This window comes from Dactylosporangium sp. NPDC049742 (assembly GCF_040674675.1).
In the GTDB taxonomy this organism is placed as follows: domain Bacteria; phylum Actinomycetota; class Actinomycetes; order Mycobacteriales; family Micromonosporaceae; genus Dactylosporangium; species Dactylosporangium maewongense.
The window spans coordinates 62,792-78,260 of record NZ_JBFANF010000022.1; the positions used below are offsets into that span (position 1 = coordinate 62,792).

General features: G+C 69.8%; 14 protein-coding genes. 10 read left to right on the forward strand and 4 right to left on the reverse strand.

All coding sequences use genetic code 11. From position 1 onward, the window contains the following. Positions 1-10: 10 nt before the first annotated feature. From AB0J72_RS25840 to AB0J72_RS25855, 4 genes are all read right to left on the reverse strand, one after another. Positions 11-178 (reverse strand): hypothetical protein, encoded by a 168-nt coding sequence (locus tag AB0J72_RS25840; protein ID WP_363402854.1) that lies wholly within the window; start codon positions 176-178, stop codon positions 11-13. A gap of 174 nt (positions 179-352) precedes the next feature. Then, entirely contained in the window at positions 353-925 is a 573-nt protein-coding gene (locus tag AB0J72_RS25845; protein ID WP_363402856.1) for a general stress protein, read from the reverse strand. Between the two features lie 112 nt (positions 926-1,037). Continuing rightward, entirely contained in the window at positions 1,038-2,246 is a 1,209-nt protein-coding gene (locus tag AB0J72_RS25850) for a hypothetical protein (RefSeq protein WP_363402858.1), read from the reverse strand. A gap of 165 nt (positions 2,247-2,411) precedes the next feature. Beyond that, positions 2,412-3,836: an NAD-dependent succinate-semialdehyde dehydrogenase gene (locus AB0J72_RS25855; protein ID WP_363402860.1), complete on the reverse strand. Its 1,425-nt coding sequence runs from the start codon at positions 3,834-3,836 to the stop codon at positions 2,412-2,414. A 106-nt stretch (positions 3,837-3,942) separates the two neighbouring features. Between AB0J72_RS25855 and AB0J72_RS25860 the strand changes: the two genes are divergently transcribed. The 10 genes from AB0J72_RS25860 to dnaK all read left to right on the forward strand — a co-directional run bounded on the left by AB0J72_RS25860 (position 3,943) and on the right by dnaK (position 15,468). Continuing rightward, positions 3,943-4,794: an aldo/keto reductase gene (locus AB0J72_RS25860; protein WP_363402862.1), complete on the forward strand. Its 852-nt coding sequence runs from the start codon at positions 3,943-3,945 to the stop codon at positions 4,792-4,794. Between the two features lie 174 nt (positions 4,795-4,968). Further along, positions 4,969-5,403, forward strand: a complete 435-nt coding sequence (gene trxA, locus AB0J72_RS25865) for a thioredoxin (protein ID WP_363402864.1) — start codon at positions 4,969-4,971, stop codon at positions 5,401-5,403. A 333-nt stretch (positions 5,404-5,736) separates the two neighbouring features. Next, positions 5,737-6,297, forward strand: coding sequence for a DsbA family protein (locus tag AB0J72_RS25870; RefSeq protein ID WP_363402866.1), 561 nt, complete (start codon positions 5,737-5,739; stop codon positions 6,295-6,297). 50 nt (positions 6,298-6,347) lie between these two features. Next, positions 6,348-7,385 carry a hypothetical protein gene (locus AB0J72_RS25875; RefSeq protein ID WP_363402868.1) on the forward strand — a complete coding sequence of 346 codons (1,038 nt, stop codon included), beginning with the start codon at positions 6,348-6,350 and terminating at the stop codon, positions 7,383-7,385. 395 nt (positions 7,386-7,780) lie between these two features. Beyond that, entirely contained in the window at positions 7,781-9,193 is a 1,413-nt protein-coding gene (locus AB0J72_RS25880) for a glutamate decarboxylase (RefSeq protein WP_363402870.1), read from the forward strand. A 28-nt stretch (positions 9,194-9,221) separates the two neighbouring features. After that, positions 9,222-9,728 (forward strand): DUF1931 family protein, encoded by a 507-nt coding sequence (locus tag AB0J72_RS25885; RefSeq protein ID WP_363402872.1) that lies wholly within the window; start codon positions 9,222-9,224, stop codon positions 9,726-9,728. A gap of 222 nt (positions 9,729-9,950) precedes the next feature. After that, a complete protein-coding gene (locus AB0J72_RS25890) occupies positions 9,951-11,675 on the forward strand; it encodes an FAD-dependent oxidoreductase (RefSeq protein WP_363402874.1) in 1,725 nt (574 codons plus the stop codon). A 123-nt stretch (positions 11,676-11,798) separates the two neighbouring features. Beyond that, positions 11,799-12,482 carry a BON domain-containing protein gene (locus tag AB0J72_RS25895; RefSeq protein WP_363402876.1) on the forward strand — a complete coding sequence of 228 codons (684 nt, stop codon included), beginning with the start codon at positions 11,799-11,801 and terminating at the stop codon, positions 12,480-12,482. A gap of 198 nt (positions 12,483-12,680) precedes the next feature. Then, the gene (locus tag AB0J72_RS25900; RefSeq protein ID WP_363402878.1) at positions 12,681-13,310 is read left to right on the forward strand and encodes an Hsp20/alpha crystallin family protein; all 630 of its coding nucleotides are present in this window, start codon (positions 12,681-12,683) and stop codon (positions 13,308-13,310) included. Between the two features lie 250 nt (positions 13,311-13,560). Next, a complete protein-coding gene (gene dnaK, locus AB0J72_RS25905; RefSeq protein ID WP_363402880.1) occupies positions 13,561-15,468 on the forward strand; it encodes a molecular chaperone DnaK in 1,908 nt (635 codons plus the stop codon). Position 15,469: the final 1 nt, after the last annotated feature.

Here is a 15,469-nt window from a genome sequence, read left to right on the forward strand (position 1 = left end):
CGGCGCCACGTCACCCCCAGCCTTCCCGGACGGTCCAGAGCACCTCTGCGTCCACCCGCTCGGCGAGCCGATCGGCCAGCTCGGCGGCGAGCCGCGCAACCACCTGGGCCGGGTAGTCCGGCGGAGTCGCCACCAGGCCGACGACGATCTCCGGACGGCGCCGAGCAATGGTGGTCATCAATACCCCCCTCACTCGTTGCCGACCGAGATCACCCGCCCGGCTACCCGGCCACGGGAGAGACATGCGGGGGCTGCGTCCGGACCGTCTTCGTGCCGTGAGGCAAGCCGGTGAACGCGGCCGGCGCTCTGCCGGCCGGTGAGTCGGAGGCGGGGGGCGTGCGCGGACGTTTGGTTATCTGGGTGAGTCTGTCGGTAGCCGGCTGAGCATCTCGCGGGCCCGGTCTGCCACGTCGGCGTCGACGGTGATGGTGTAGTTGTCCGCTTGCAGGGTCGGGGTGGAGGTGAAGTCGCGTTGTCCCCGGGTCATGGCGTGGGCCAGCGCGCCGAAGGCGGCGCCCCAGACCGCGCCGGCGACGACCGCGAAGACGAGGACCCGCCACCAGGCGCCGACGGCGAACGCGCCGAAGAGGATACCGATCAGCAGACCGAACCATGCGCCGGTGCCGGCGCCGGCGAGTGCCGCCCGGCCGGTCGTCATCCGGCCGTGGACCTGTTCGACCAGTCGGAGGTCGGAGCCGACGATCCGGACGCGGTCGACCGGGAATTCGTTGTCGGAGAGGAAGTCGACGGCGCGTTGTGCGCGGGCGTAGTCGGGGTAGCTGGCGACCGCTATGGTGGCCCGTTCGGTGCCGGCACGCCTGTCAGCGGTGTTGTCGTCGTGGGTTGCCGGGCGGGTGCCTGACGGCCCCCGTGGCATGGCGTCGTTGTTGCGCAGGCTGGATGGGCTGCGGTTCGGGTAGGTCATGTCGTCCTCCTGCCGGTCCGGGTTTGTGCTCCGATCTCCTGGTCCCGCGTGCCCTATGGCTGGTCGGTCCGGATGGGACAGCCACCCCTCTGCCAGCGTGGGCCGGCGCCGGTCAGCCTTGCGGACGCGGCGGGAGCGGGAAGCGCAGTGCCGCCGCGACATGGTGCGGGCGCAGCTGCGGGCTGTCCGCGACGTGTTCCACCGCGCCGCCCTCCTCGATGACGAATTCGGCCAGCTCGTCGAGGACGTCCGGTGTCTCCCGGGTGGGCCGCCCGCACAGCGGGCACTCCCGGCCGGTGGTGCCCAGCCAGCCGGACTCGTCGCAGACCACGCCGGGAACGGCCGTACCCTCGTCGATCACGAGGTTTTGCACGGCGGCCACGGAGCCGGCCCAAAGGCACGGCTCCAGTCCGGTCGCGGCGGGCCGGCCTTCCGCGACCGCCTCGAAGATCTCGCCGACCAGCCGTTGTTCCTCTTGGCGCTCATAGCGTTCCATGATGGCCTCGGCGCTGCGCCGGATGTCGGCTGCGGTCGCGGTGTCCGGGTCGACGGCGAAGGTTCCGGCCACCCGGGAGGCCACGTCGCGGGACAGGAACCCGGTGACGGCCGTCATCTCGTGCGGATGCCCGCCGACGGCGACCACGTCGAAGCCTTCGGTGCGCAGCAGTTCGTCGAGCACGGAGCCGACCCGCCGGTAGTGGTGCTTGCTCAGCTCGTCGGCCTTGTTGCGGACCCGGGACTCCGCCCTGTTGGCGGCGAAGTTGGGTTTGCGCAGCGCCGGGTCCTTGATCTGGGTGACTTCCCGCATCTCGCCCAGGTAGAGTTCCCAGACCTGCGCCCAGGCCTTGTCCACCAGCACCACACACATGCGGTGGAACTCGTCGAGGACCGCCAGCATCGGCCGGACCCACGGCGTCGCGTCCACCACGATGCGGTCCCGGACCGGCCGGGGCAGCGAAACCTGCTCGAACAGTCCGTTGCCGCCGCTGGCGAAGATGCAGAGGCCACCGGGTTGCAGCCGCTCCTCGTGGGCGAGGGCGTCGATGCGCTGCAGATCGGCCCGTACCGACAGCCGTACGTCGTGTTCCAGCGACGTGTCCTCGCTCAGCGGTTTGATCTGGTGCAGCAGGCTCGCAACCTGGCTGGGAGCGGACTTGTCCGGCCCGATCCCGACATACATCGAGATCACCGGGAAACGGCCGCCTTGGAACCGGATGATGCGGTTGACGACGTCTTGGGAGATCATGCGAAGGTCCCTCCGGTGTGGGACGGCACGGCATGGGTCGCGCGCGGAATTCAGCGCTGCTACCCGGATCGGCACCGCCTAACCACGCCTGCGGCGGCGCCCTGCGGCGGAAGATCCGGGCCAATTGGCGTCGGCTTCTCTGCCGGCATCCGAAGCGCGATGCGCCAGGTAAAGCAGTTCGCACGTCTTGGTTCCCGATGCGCAATGGATGAGCGGCGCCTGTCAGCCGGGCGGCGCCTGTCAGCCGAGCGCGTCGGTGATGGGCGTGTCCGCGGGCATGGTCACGACCAGTTTCCGGTTGGCGAACTCCTTGAAGCCGATCGAGGACAGCTCCCGCCCGTACCCCGACAGCTTGATGCCGCCGAACGGCAGCTGCGGCTCGGAGGACGTCGGGTGGTTGATCCACACCATCCCGCTGTCGATCCGGCGCGCGACCGACCGGGCCCGCGCCAGGTCGCTGCCGAACACGGCCCCGCCGAGGCCGTAGGGCGAGTCGTTGGCGAGCGCGACCGCCTCGTCATCGCTGTCCACCTGATGGACAACGGCGACCGGACCGAACAGCTCCTCGCGGTAGGCGCGCATCGTCGGGGTCACGCCGACGAGGACCGTGGGTTGCATGAACGCGCCGGGGCGATCGACCCGTCCGCCCCCGACGACCGCGATGGCGCCCTTGTCGAGGGCATCGAGGACCTGGTCCGACAGCTTCTCGGCGGCGCGCTCCGAGGACAACGGCGCCAGCGTGGTGGCCTCGTCGGCGGGATCACCGGGCCGCAGCACGCGCATACGCTGCGCAAGCGCGGTCACAAACCGGTCGAACGCGCCTGACAGCACGATCATCCGCTTGGCGCTCACGCAGCTCTGCCCCATGTTGTGCATGCGCCCTGCCATGGCCGCATCGACGGTGTGCTCGAGGTTGTCGCCGTCGAGGACGACGAACGGATCGCTGCCGCCCAGTTCCAGGACGCTCTTCTTCATGCTGCGCCCGGCCGCGGCCCCGACGCTGGTGCCGCCGCGCTCGCTGCCGGTCAGCGACGCGCCGCGCACGACGTCGAGTGCCACGACGCGATCGACCTCGGAGCCGGTGATCAGCAGGTTGGTGTACACCCCTTGTGGTGTCCCCGCGTCGGCGAACAGCCGTTCCATGGCGAGCGCCGACTGCGGGGTGTTGCTCGCGTGCTTGAGCAGGATCGTGTTGCCCAGCACCAGATTCGGTCCGGCGAACCGGACCACCTGGTACACCGGGAAGTTCCACGGCTGGGCGCCCACGATTACGCCCAGGGGATCGTTGACGACGGCGGCCGACCCGCCGTCGAGCTCCAACGTCTCGTCGGCGAGCAGCCCGGGCCCTTCATCAGCGCAGTACTGCAGAATCCTCGCGGACAGGTCCATTTCGGCGCGGCTGTGCCCGATGAGCTTGCCCATCTCCAGCGTCACCAGCTGGGCCAGCTCCTCGCCGCGTTCGCGAAGCAGCCGTGCGGCCCGGCCGACCAGCCTGGCCCGTTCCTCGACGCCGACCCGGCGCCAGGACTGGAACGCGTGGTGGGCGTGCCGCGCCGCGTTGTCGACGGCTTCCCGGCTCATCGGCGGGAACTCACGGACGAGCTGGTTGTTGTAGGGGTTGACGGTGGCGATCGGGCTGTGCCGGACGGCGGAGGACGCGGACATGGGGTACTCCCTCGCGCGACGATTGGGGGAACCCCGACTGCTACCCCGCGAGCACCGCCCGAACCAACCGGGGTTTGCGCACCCGGGGCCGAGGTAGTGCGCTGCGATGAAGACGTTGAGCATGCGGATGGTGGACCTGCCGGCCGGCGAACAGATTCCCGTGCTGGGACAGGGGACGTGGGGTCTTGGTGAGGACCCGATGCGCCGCGACGAGGAGCTGACCGCGCTGCGGCTGGGCCTCGATCTGGAGATGACCCTCATCGACACCGCTGAGATGTACGGTGACGGCGCTGCCGAACGCCTCGTCGGTGACGCGGTCTTCGACCGCCGCGACGAGGCGTTCCTGGTGACGAAGGTCCTGCCGGAGAACGCCGACCGGGCGGGCGCGATCGAGGCCTGCGACCGCAGCCTGCACCGGCTGCGGACCGATCACATCGACCTGTACCTGCTGCACTGGCCCGGCCCGGTGCCCGTCGAGGAGACCGTCGAGGCGTTCACGGTCCTGCAGCAGCAGGGCAAGATCCGGTTCTGGGGCGTCAGCAACTACGACATCACCGATCTGCGAGAGGCCACCGCGGTGCCCGACGGCCACGCGGCGCAGACGGACCAGGTGCTGTACAACCTGGCGCGCCGCGGCATCGAGTGGGATCTGCTGCCGGCGTGCCAGCGGTCCGGGCTGACCGTCATGGCCTACGCGCCGTTCGACCACCGGGGAACCGTCCTGCGCCATCCGGCGGTCATCGCCGTCGCCGAGCGGCACGACGTCACCCCGGGACAGGTGGCGCTGGCCTGGGTGATCCGCCAGGACGGGATCACCACGATCCCGAAGGCCGCCCACCCGGAGCACACCGCGGAGAACCGTGCCGCGCTGGATGTGCGGCTCACCGCCGAGGACTTCGCCGACCTGGACCGCGCGTTCCCGCCGCCGGACGGCCCCACTCCGCTCGAGGTGCTCTGACCTCGATCACCGCGCCGAGATTTCCATGACGAGCACCCGGACGGTCCTCGTGTCCCCAAGAGCCGTGACAGGCAGACCGTGCCGACGCGTGACCAGGCGGAACGTGTCGCCGTGCCGGGGGCCGACGTCGGCGCATACCTGCATGACCGCCACACCTGCGGGTAGCCCCCGCGCATGAGCGGTGAGATCGTCGTCTGCTCGCACTGCGGGCGCCGGAACCGCGTCCCCGCGGCGTCCCCCGGAGTCCCGCGGTGCGGCAACTGCCATCAGCCCCTGCCGTGGATCGCCGACGCGACCGACACCACGTTCGCCGCAGTGGCCGAGCAGTCGACCCTCCCGGTGGTGGTCGACCTGTGGGCGGCCTGGTGCGGGCCTTGCCGCATGGTGACGCCCGCCCTGGAGCAGGTCGCCCGGGAGCTCGCCGGCAACCTGAAGCTCGTCAAGGTCGACGTGGACGCCGCTCCGACGCTGTCCCGACGCTTCGACGTGAAGGCGGTGCCGACACTGCTGATCATGCACAACGGCCAGGTCCTGGCGCGCAAGTCGGGCGCCGCGCCCGCGCCTGCGTTGCGGCAATGGGCCGACACGGCCCTTGCGGGCATCCGCTGATCACTCGGGTGGCCCAGGTGCCCTGCAGGACGCGATAGACGTCGCTTTCGAGCGCTGACCGGTCAGCGGACCGCGTGTCGTGGTCGTTCCTTGCCCGGCGTCGGGTCGGGCGGGAGCGCGCCGCCGTCCACGGCGCCGGTCGGTCGCCCTGTGCGGACGCTCGTTGCGGCACGCAGGTGTACCGCCGGTGTGGCGGCCGGCCTCCCACCTCGAAAGGGTGATTCGGTTCTCCCCGAAGCGCGCCGACGATTGTTGCCGTGTCGAGGGGGCGAGGGCCGCCGGGCGCCGCGAGGCGTACCAGGCGCGCCGGGACGAGTAGGAGGACGAGACGCCATGACAACGCCACTGCAGAGCGTGAGTGCCCGGCTCGTCGTACCGGTCACTGAACGCGATCACACGCTCGGACCTGTCGACGCACCGGTGACGCTCGTCGAGTACGGCGACTACCAGTGCCCGTTCTGCGGGAGCGCGCACCCGATCGTCCGTGAGCTGCTGCACCGGCGACAGGGCACGGTCCGGTTCGCGTTTCGGCACTTCCCACTGACGAACGTTCACCCGTTGGCGGAGATGGCGGCGGAAGCCGCTGAGGCGGCCGGCAGCAAGCGCCGTTTCTGGCAGATGCACGACTGGCTCTTCGAACACCAAAGCCAGCTCGACGCGATGACCATCCTTGCGGGCGCTGAGGCCTTGGGGCTCGACGACGAGGCGGTCGCCGGGGCGATCCGCAGCCACCAGTACCTCGACAAGATCCGCTCGGACTTCGTCGGCGGGGTCCACAGCGGGGTCAACGGCACGCCGACGTTCTTCATCAACGGAGACCGGCACGACGGCGGCTACTCACTGGCGGAGCTGGAATTCGCCGTCGACGAGGCCGCCGCGGACGCCGAACGCTGAAGCCGGCGGCACAACAAACAGGCCCGCCGCGACAACGCGAGGCTGACCCGGTGATCGTCGGGCTGGTCGCGTCACCCGGACCGGCCGCTAACGTGGCCGGCCAGGTCGTCGACCAACTGCCAGACATGCTCGCCAGGAGTTCGCCGGGCGTTGCGTGGACCGTTCGCGTCATCATCGATCGGCTGGTCGATCGCCCGGCCGAGCTGTCACAGCTGATCGACGCCGCCCGCCGCCGCATGCTGCACGAGGGTTGGCAGCTCACGGTGTGCTTGACCGATCTGCCGTTGCGGACGTCCCGGAGGCCGGTTGTCGCGCACGCCAGCGCCACCCATTCGGTCGCGGTACTGTCCGTCCCGGCGCTCGGCCCGATCGCGGTCGCCGGCCGTGCGCGCGAGACGATCGTCCGGCTCGTCACCGCCCTGCTCGCCGGTGACGACGAGCGCACCGCCCGGCAGTTCGGCGGCCCGGCACGGACCGAACACGGCGGCATCGGCCTGGTCGCCGGTGTGGTGACCGGCAATCTGCGTCTCCTGCTCGGCATGCTGCGCGCCAATCGGCCATGGCGGCTGACGATCGGGCTGTCGAGGGCGCTCGTCGCGGCAATCACCGCCGGGGTTTTCGCACTGGTCACCAGCGACATCTGGCGGCTCGCGGTGGAGTACAGCCGGGTGCGGCTGGCCCTGCTCGGCGTCGGCGCGGTGCTCGCGGTGGTGGTGACCATCATCGTGGGCGCCTCGCTGTGGGAGCGCACACCGCCGGGCGTGGCGCGCAGGTCGCCCGCGGGTGAGCAGGTCATCCTGTTCAACATCGTCACCGTGCTGACCGTGGTGATCGGCGTGCTCGCTCTGTATCTGGCGCTGTTCGTACTGGCGCTCGGCGGCGTCCTGCTGCTGGTGCCCGAGGCCGGCTTGACCGACGCGCTGGGCCGTCCGGCCGGCACGGGTGACTTCCTGGCCATCGCCTGGTTGGCGTGCTCGGTGGCCACGATCGGCGGCGCACTCGGAGCCGGCCTGGAGAGCGACGACTCGGTCCGGGAGGCGGCGTATCTCTACCAGCCGGACGAGGCCATCGATGAGCGCCAGGGCTGAGCGGGGCGCGAGCCGTCCGCATGGCCGTGTAATGGCCGGGTAGGGCCGTCGTCGGTGGTCTCGGTGCGGTACGTGAAGTGCCGCGGCTCGCCGCGCACCTCCCAGATGCCGCGGCAGGCACAGCCACTCCACGTTCCCGCTGGGCGTGACCAGTGCGGTCGTCTCGCAGTCGGACAGGAACCCGTACGACTCGATCGGAGGGAACGACGACGCGCACGTCGACCCACACTTGCCCGGCCCTCGGCAGTCCATACCCTCTCGCCAGGGTGAGGTGGGCACCGGGCATGATCACCGCACGTACGGGTAGGCATTCGCCCTGACCAACGAACTGCTCGCGATCGACGTGGCACTGCGGCGCTGAAGCGAGAGCGCAGAAGCGAACAGGAGGCCAGGACATGTCGTCACGCCCCGAGCACGACCGGAAGGCCCTGCGACCGGAGCTCTCGGTGAACCCGCTGTTCACCCGGGAGCCGCTCCTGATCCCGCGGGACCGGCTGCCGCACACCGAGCTCGACCCACAGGTCGCCTACCAGGTGGTCCACGACGAGTTGCTGCTCGACGGCAACCCGCGGCTCAACCTCGCCACGTTCGTCACCACCTGGATGGAGCCCGAGGCCACCCGGCTGGCGACCGAAAGCCTCACCAAGAACATGATCGACCGCGACGAGTACCCGCGCACGGCCGACCTCGAGACCCGTTGCGTGCGGATGCTGGCCGCGCTCTGGCATGCGCCCGACGCAGGGCAGGCACCCGGCTGTTCGACGTCCGGTTCGAGCGAGGCGTGCATGCTCGGTGGGCTGGCCCTCAAGCGCCGCTGGCAGCGTACGCGCCAGGCCGCCGGATTGCCGACCGAGCGGCCGAACATCGTGATGGGCATCAACACCCAGGTCTGCTGGCAGAAGTTCGCCAACTACTGGGACGTGGACGCTCGGCTGGTACCGATGGACGGGGATCGGTTCCATCTGTCGGGGCCTGCGGCGGTGGAGCACTGCGACGAGAACACCATCGGCGTGGTGGCGATCCTGGGCTCCACATTCGACGGCAGCTACGAGCCGGTCGCGGACATCTGCGCCGCCTTGGACGAGTTGCACGGGCGCACCGGATGGGACATCCCGGTGCACGTCGACGCCGCGTCCGGCGGGATGATCGCGCCGTTCTGCGATCCGGGCCTGGACTGGGACTTCCGGCTGCCCAGGGTCGCCTCGATCAACGTGTCCGGGCACAAGTACGGCCTCGTCTGTCCGGGGCTCGGCTGGGTGGTCTGGCGGGCCGCTGCCGCACTGCCGGAGGATCTGGTGTTCCGCGTCAACTATCTGGGTGGGGAGATGCCGACGTTCGCGCTCACGTTCTCCCGTCCTGGCTCGCAGGTCGTCGCGCAGTACTACACCTTCGTGCGCCTTGGCTTCGACGGGTACCGCAGAGTGCAGCTCTACAGCCGGGACGTCGCGACGACCCTGGCGGACCGGATTGCCGAGCTGGGGCCGTTCCGGGTGCTCACCAGGGGTGACGAGCTGCCGGTCCTGGCGGTCACGTTGCGCGAGGACCTCACCGCGTACAGTGTGTTCGACGTCTCAGTGGCGCTGCGTGCGAGCGGCTGGATCGTGCCGGCGTACACGTTCCCCGAGCACCGCACCGACCTGGCGGTGCTGCGCATCGTGGTGCGCAACGGCTTCAGCCACGATCTGGCCGGCCTGCTGCTGAGCGACCTGCGTCGGGCTCTGCGCCGGCTGGAGCGGCAGGCCGCCCCGGTCCACGGCCGGGAAGCGGCGTCGTTCGCGCACGGCGCCGGCCCCACTCGAGGTGGGTGAGGGTGTCCTGAGCCGCTGACCTGCCGGCATGCTCGGCCCGATCGCGGGTAACACCCGAGAACTCGACAGCACAGGAGGTGTCGCGATGCCGGTGGTAGCCATTGATCGGTTTGAGCGCTTCTTCCGGGCGGCGGCGAGCCTGGACGTGGACAAGAACGACCTCAAACGCTATGGAGACTTCGTCGATGAGAAGGTCTACGACCTGCTGCTGATCGCACAGGCGAAGGCGAAGGCGAACGGTCGCGACGTCATCGCGGCCCACGACATACCGGTGACGAAGGGCCTGCAGGAGCGTGTCCACGAGTTCCGGAAGCTGGACCAGGAGATCGAGCTGAGGCCCATCCTGGACTCCCTCACCGCCCGGCCGCCGCTGGATCTGGCACTCGGCGACGACGCCGAGCGCCGGCTGCCGGACATCGTCGGTGGCCTGAGCGTCGCGCTCGCGCGTACCTTCAAGATCATGGACCCGGAACTGAAGAACCCGCAGACCGCACACTGGGAGGGGGCGCTGCGGATATTCAACCTGCTGGTCTGAAGGTGGTGCACCAACCGGTTGCTTCGGCCACCGGCGGCAGCATCGCCCGTGGTGTTGCACGAGCTGCCGCTGCACCGGGTCCGGAGGGTTGCGAGCACTTCGACGAGCGCGAGCGCGGCCGGACCATGGTGATCATGCACCGGGACCTCTGACGCGGAACGAAGGGTTGCGGGCGACGCTTCGGGTGGTTCGCATTCCTGTTTTCAGGGGGTGGAATCGAACATGCTGGTCGAAACGCCGGACCGTGAAGGAGCCTATCCCCGCTTGGAGGATGCCCACATCCAAGCTCTGGCCGTGGAGGGGCAACGCCACCATGCGCAGACCGGCGAGGTGCTCATCCGGGAGGGTGAGGAGCACTACGACTTCTTCGTGGTGCTCGCCGGCAAGGTGGCCGACGTCGAGGGGTTCGGCGGCGACGAACGCGTCATCAGCGTGCACGGCCCCAAGCGGTTTCTCGGTGAGCTGAGCCTGATCACCGGTGAGGCGGCCTTCTGCACCTCGCAGGTGCGCGAGCCCGGCGAGGTTCTCAGGGTGCCGGTGGACCGTCTCAAGACCGTTGTCGCGCAGGATTCCACCCTGGGTGACCTGATCCTGAAGGCGTACCTGAGCCGCCGTTCCCTGCTCATCGGCCGCGGCGCCGGGCTGCGGATCATCGGATCCCAGTTCTCGTCCGACAACCGGCGGCTGCGCGAGTTCGCGGCTCGCAACCGCATTCCCTACCAGTGGGTCAATCTGGAGAAGGATCAGGACGCCGAGACGCTGCTGCGCGAGCTGCACGTGCGACCGGAGCAGACCCCGGTGGTGATCTGCCCGGCCGGGCAGGTGCTGCGGAACCCGAGCAACGCGGACCTGGCACACGCGGTGGGCCTGCCCGCACCCGGACCGGGCGTCACGGTGTGCGACCTTGCCGTCGTCGGGGCCGGCCCGGCCGGCCTCGCGGCCGCCGTCTACGGCGCCTCGGAAGGGCTGGTGACGGTCACCCTCGACGAGTTCGCCACCGGCGGTCAGGCTGGCCGAACGTCGCGGATCGAGAACTATCCCGGCTTTCCCACCGGGATCTCCGGCGGGGAGCTGGCCGAGCGGGCGGTCGTGCAGGCGGAGAAGTTCGGAGCCACGTTCAGTGTGCCGGCTCGGGCGAGCGGGTTGCAGGAACGCGATGGCAACCACGTCATCAAACTCGACAACGGTGGTGAGGTCACGGCCCGGACCGTCCTGATCGCCACCGGCGTCCGGTATCGCAAACTCGACGTTCCGCGGTTCGAAGAGTTCGAAGCGAGCAGCATCTACTACGCGGCGACCCTGTCCGAGGCCTTGTTCTGCCGCAACGACCCGGTCGCGGTCGTGGGTGGTGGAAACTCGGCGGGCCAGGCGGCGCTGTTCCTGTCGAGGTACACGCGGGTCGTGCACCTGCTTGCCCGCAGGGGCCTCGATGAGACCATGTCGCGCTACCTGGTTGACCGGATCGGTACGTCACCGGGCATTGAGACGCACCTCGGCACCGAGGTGCGCGAACTGCTGGGCGGCGACTGCCTCGAAGGGCTCGTGGTGGAGGACAGGGGCACCGGGCAGCGCCGCGAACTTCCCGCCCGTGCGCTGTTCGTCTTCATCGGTGCGCGGCCGTGCACCGACTGGCTGGCCGGCGAGGTCACCACCGACGAGGACGGCTTCATCCTCACCGGCCCGGACAGCGACGAGCCGGGTCTGCAGCGACGGCCTCTGCTGCAGACCAGCCTGCCCGGCGTGTTCGCCGCCGGTGACGTGCGCAGCGGGTCGATCAAGCGGGTCACCTCCGCCGTGGGCGAAGGCGCCACGGCGGTGCAACTGGTGTGGAGGTACCTGCAAAGTACCGGCCGCGCAAGCGATGACACCGCCGCCACCCTCAGCTATTCGCCGGCGCCCGTGCCGACCCCCTCGCAGGGTCGCGGATCGTGCTTCCCGCTGTCGTGATGCCAATTGGGATTACCGCTCGCCTCACTCTTTCCGGGTGGGTCCGCGTCGGGCGGGTCGAAGAACGGTTGAACGTGGTCCGACGGAAGAGCAGCACCCGAGGAGCAGCACGGGGGAGCAGACATGAGTACCGCAACCTTCACGCGCGCAGACGCCGACATCGAGCGGGACGTGATCGAGGAACTGCGGTGGGATTCCCGTCTGCAGCCCAACGAAATAGCGGTCGGGGTACACCACGGCGTGGTGACGTTGGCCGGATGGGTCGACAGCTATCAGAAGAAGCTGGCCGCCGAGCGTGCGGTGCACCGGATCCGCGGGGTGAAGGCGGTCGCCAACGACATCGAGGTCCGGTTGCCGATCGCGGCGCAGCTGCCGGATTCCGAGATCGCCGCGTCAGCCGTCCGCGCGTTGGAGTGGGACGCGTTCATCCCGATGGAGCACGTCGAGGTGACGGTGTCGAAGGGCTGGGTCACGCTGCGCGGTGAGGTCGAGTGGGAGCATCAGCGCAGGGCGGCGGAACGCGCCGTGGACAAGCTACCCGGTGTGCGTGGAGTGACCAACCTGCTCTCGGTACGTCCGCGTCCGCGGGTGCAGCCGTCACCGAAAGACCTGCGCACGCGAATCGAGGAGGCACTGGTGCGCAGCGCCGAGACCGACGCCGAGCACGTGAACGTCGATGTGCAGAACGACAAGGTCGTGCTCACCGGTCAGGTCCGTTCGTGGGCCGAGCGGGAGGAAGCCGAACGCGTCGCCTGGTCGGCGCCGGGCGTGACCGCCGTGGAGAACCGCATCGTCATCGTCCAGTGAGATGGACCGCCCGCAGCCGCGGTCGTGGCTCGTGAGGCAGGCCGTATCCGGTCGGATTCGCAGGGGCCGTGATGCCTGACGACACTTGCCGAAGCATCGGCCCGGCGGTCATCCGGGGCCAGGGAAGTGGATTCACCTGCGTCCGGACAACGGTTGGGGAAATGCCAGAGTTCGCGCTCGGAGAGGAAACCGATCACGATGACACTCGCACCCTTCTCGTCCCGGCAGCGCCGCGGCGGGCCGCTGGCTGGCACGCCGGCGTACCGCTGGGACCCGCGCCGCGAGGTGGACGAGCTCAACAGCAGGTTCGGTCAACTCATCCAGTCGCTCATCAGCGGTGAAGCCGGGATCGGCGGATCGGCCGGCTGGTCGCCGCCGGTCGACGTGGAGGAGACCGAGGACGCTTATGTCGTCGACGTCGACCTGCCCAACGTGAACCCGGAGGACGTCAACCTCGAGATGCGCGGGGAGGAGCTGCGGATCTCCGGCGCGTTCCAGGAGCGCAGCCGCGGTGGCGTCGTGCGCCGCCAGGGGCGTCAGACCGGTGAGTTCGAGTACATGATCGACCTGCCCAGCGACATCGACAGCGACCAGGTGCAGGCCGCCTACAGCAACGGCGTGCTCACGGTGACGGTCCCGAAGGCCAGGAACGCACAGCCGCGCCGGATCGAGATCCAGGCGCAGGGCGGCCAGCGACCGGGTCAGCAGCAGACGGGCCAGCAGCAGACGGGCCAGTCCCCCACAGGACAGCAGCAGGCGGCGCAGCAGGGCACCCAGCGGTCCGGCGGCCCGCAGCGAGGCGGGCAGAACCCAGGCCAGCGGAGCTGACCGGGCCGTGCCGCCGACGTGCATCGACATGGTGTGAAGGCACGGCGTGAGAGCGCCCCGGCCGACGTGGCGCGACGTCACGCAGCCGGGGTGCTCACGGGCCGCAGCCGGGTCGAGGCGCTCGTCGGCGACCTCTGACCCGCGCGGCGGATGGGTCAGAGCATCAGTCATCTGCGTCGGAGGAAGTCGCCCTACTGCGAGCACGACAGGCTTCGGTGACGCACCAGCCGTATCCCGATAGGAGCCGGTCATGGCCAGAGCTGTAGGTATCGATCTCGGCACGACCAATTCGGTGATCGCCGCGTTTGAGGGTGGCCAGCCGACCGTCGTGCCGAACGCGGAAGGCAGCCGGACCACGCCGTCGGTCGTCGCGTACACCGACACCGGTGAGCGGCTTGTCGGTCAGCTCGCCAGACGGCAGTCGGTGCTGAACCCCAAGGGCACCGTGTACTCCGCGAAACGGTTCATCGGCCGGAAGTTCGACGAGATCACCGAAGAGGCCAGGACGGTCACGTACGACGTCGTGCCCGGGCCCGACGGGATGGTCCGGTTCGACATCCGCGGCAAGCGGGTCTCGCCGGAGGAGGTCTCCGCACAGATCCTGCGCAAGCTCGCCGACGACGCCGCGAAGTACCTAGGCGAGAAGGTCACCGAAGCCGTCATCACCGTCCCGGCCTACTTCAACGACGCTCAACGGCAGGCCACCAAGGACGCCGGCCGGATCGCCGGCCTCGAAGTCCTGCGGATCATCAACGAGCCCACCGCGGCCGCCCTCGCCTACGGCCTGGACAAGAAGGGCCACGAGACGGTCCTCGTCTTCGACCTCGGCGGCGGCACGTTCGACGTCAGCATCCTCGACGTCGGCGACGGCGTCGTCGAGGTCCGCGCTACGGCCGGCGACACCCACCTCGGCGGCGACAACTTCGACCACCGCCTGGTCGACCATCTCGCCGATACGTTCCGCAAGGAGCAGGGCATCGACCTGCGTCAGGACCCGCAGGCGCTGCAGCGGCTCACCGAGGCCGCCGAACGGGCGAAGGTCGAGCTGTCGTCGGTGACCCAGACCCAGGTGAACCTGCCGTTCATCACCGCCGACGCGTCCGGTCCGAAGCACCTCACGGCGACCGTCACCCGCTCGACGTTCGAGGGGCTCACCCACGACCTGCTGGAGCGTACCAACGGCCCGGTGCGCCAAGCGATGAGCGACGCCGGCGTCAAGGCCGACGACCTCGACGAGGTGATCCTCGTCGGCGGCGCGACCCGGATGCCGGCGGTGCAGGCACTGGTCCGCCGGCTCACCGGTGGCAAGGACCCCAACATGACGGTGAACCCGGACGAGGTCGTCGCGCTCGGCGCCGCGATCCAGGCCGGCGTGCTCAAGGGCGACGTCCGTGACGTCGTGCTGCTCGACGTCACCCCGCTGTCGCTGGGCGTGGAGACCCTCGGCGGGCTGATGACGAAGGTCATCGACCGGAACACGACGATCCCGACCCGCCGCACCGAGACGTTCTCCACAGCGCAGGACAACCAGCCCGCCGTCGACGTGGTGGTGCTGCAGGGCGAGCGGGAACGCGCCGCCGACAACCGGGTCCTGGGCCGGATGCGGCTGGAGAACATCCGCCCGGCGCCGCGCGGCGAACCACAGGTCGAGGTCACCTACGACATCGACGCCAACGGCATCCTCAACGTGTCCGCACGCGACAAGGACACCGGCGCCGAGCAGAAGATCACCGTCACCGAGAGCGGCACGCTGGACAAGGGCGAGGTCGAGCGGATGGTGCGTGAAGCCGAGCAGAACCGCGCCGCGGACCAGCGGGCGCGTCAGGAGATCGACGCCCGCAACGAGCTCGACAGCGTCGCCCACCAGGTGCAGCGCCGCCTCGACGAACTCGGCGGCCAGGTCCCCGAACACGAGCGGGCCCGCGCCGACATGCTCGTGCAGGAAGCCCGGCAGGCCGTCGACGGGCAGGCGCCGATGGATCGGGTGCAGAACCTCACCAACGACCTCCGGCAGATCCTGTTCGCGCTGCAGTCCGCCACGCAGCAGCCGGCCGGTGGGGGACAGCCCACGGGCCAGGAAGCAGGGCAGGCCGCTGGGCGGTCCGGCGGGTCGGCTCCGGCCGATGACGTCATCGACGCCGACTTCAGCGGAGGGTGAG

Excerpts from the sequence above, each read along its gene's own strand:
- AB0J72_RS25845 (WP_363402856.1), bottom strand. The coding sequence starts at position 925 with ATGACCTACCCGAACCGCAGCCCATCCAGCCTGCGCAACAACGACGCC.
- AB0J72_RS25840 (WP_363402854.1), bottom strand. The coding sequence starts at position 178 with ATGACCACCATTGCTCGGCGCCGTCCGGAGATCGTCGTCGGCCTGGTG.
- dnaK (WP_363402880.1), top strand. The coding sequence starts at position 13,561 with ATGGCCAGAGCTGTAGGTATCGATCTCGGCACGACCAATTCGGTGATC.
- trxA (WP_363402864.1), top strand. The coding sequence starts at position 4,969 with ATGAGCGGTGAGATCGTCGTCTGCTCGCACTGCGGGCGCCGGAACCGC.
- AB0J72_RS25900 (WP_363402878.1), top strand. The coding sequence starts at position 12,681 with ATGACACTCGCACCCTTCTCGTCCCGGCAGCGCCGCGGCGGGCCGCTG.
- AB0J72_RS25895 (WP_363402876.1), top strand. The coding sequence starts at position 11,799 with ATGAGTACCGCAACCTTCACGCGCGCAGACGCCGACATCGAGCGGGAC.
- AB0J72_RS25860 (WP_363402862.1), top strand. The coding sequence starts at position 3,943 with ATGAAGACGTTGAGCATGCGGATGGTGGACCTGCCGGCCGGCGAACAG.
- AB0J72_RS25880 (WP_363402870.1), top strand. The coding sequence starts at position 7,781 with ATGTCGTCACGCCCCGAGCACGACCGGAAGGCCCTGCGACCGGAGCTC.
- AB0J72_RS25855 (WP_363402860.1), bottom strand. The coding sequence starts at position 3,836 with ATGTCCGCGTCCTCCGCCGTCCGGCACAGCCCGATCGCCACCGTCAAC.
- AB0J72_RS25870 (WP_363402866.1), top strand. The coding sequence starts at position 5,737 with ATGACAACGCCACTGCAGAGCGTGAGTGCCCGGCTCGTCGTACCGGTC.
- AB0J72_RS25890 (WP_363402874.1), top strand. The coding sequence starts at position 9,951 with ATGCTGGTCGAAACGCCGGACCGTGAAGGAGCCTATCCCCGCTTGGAG.
- AB0J72_RS25885 (WP_363402872.1), top strand. The coding sequence starts at position 9,222 with ATGCTCGGCCCGATCGCGGGTAACACCCGAGAACTCGACAGCACAGGA.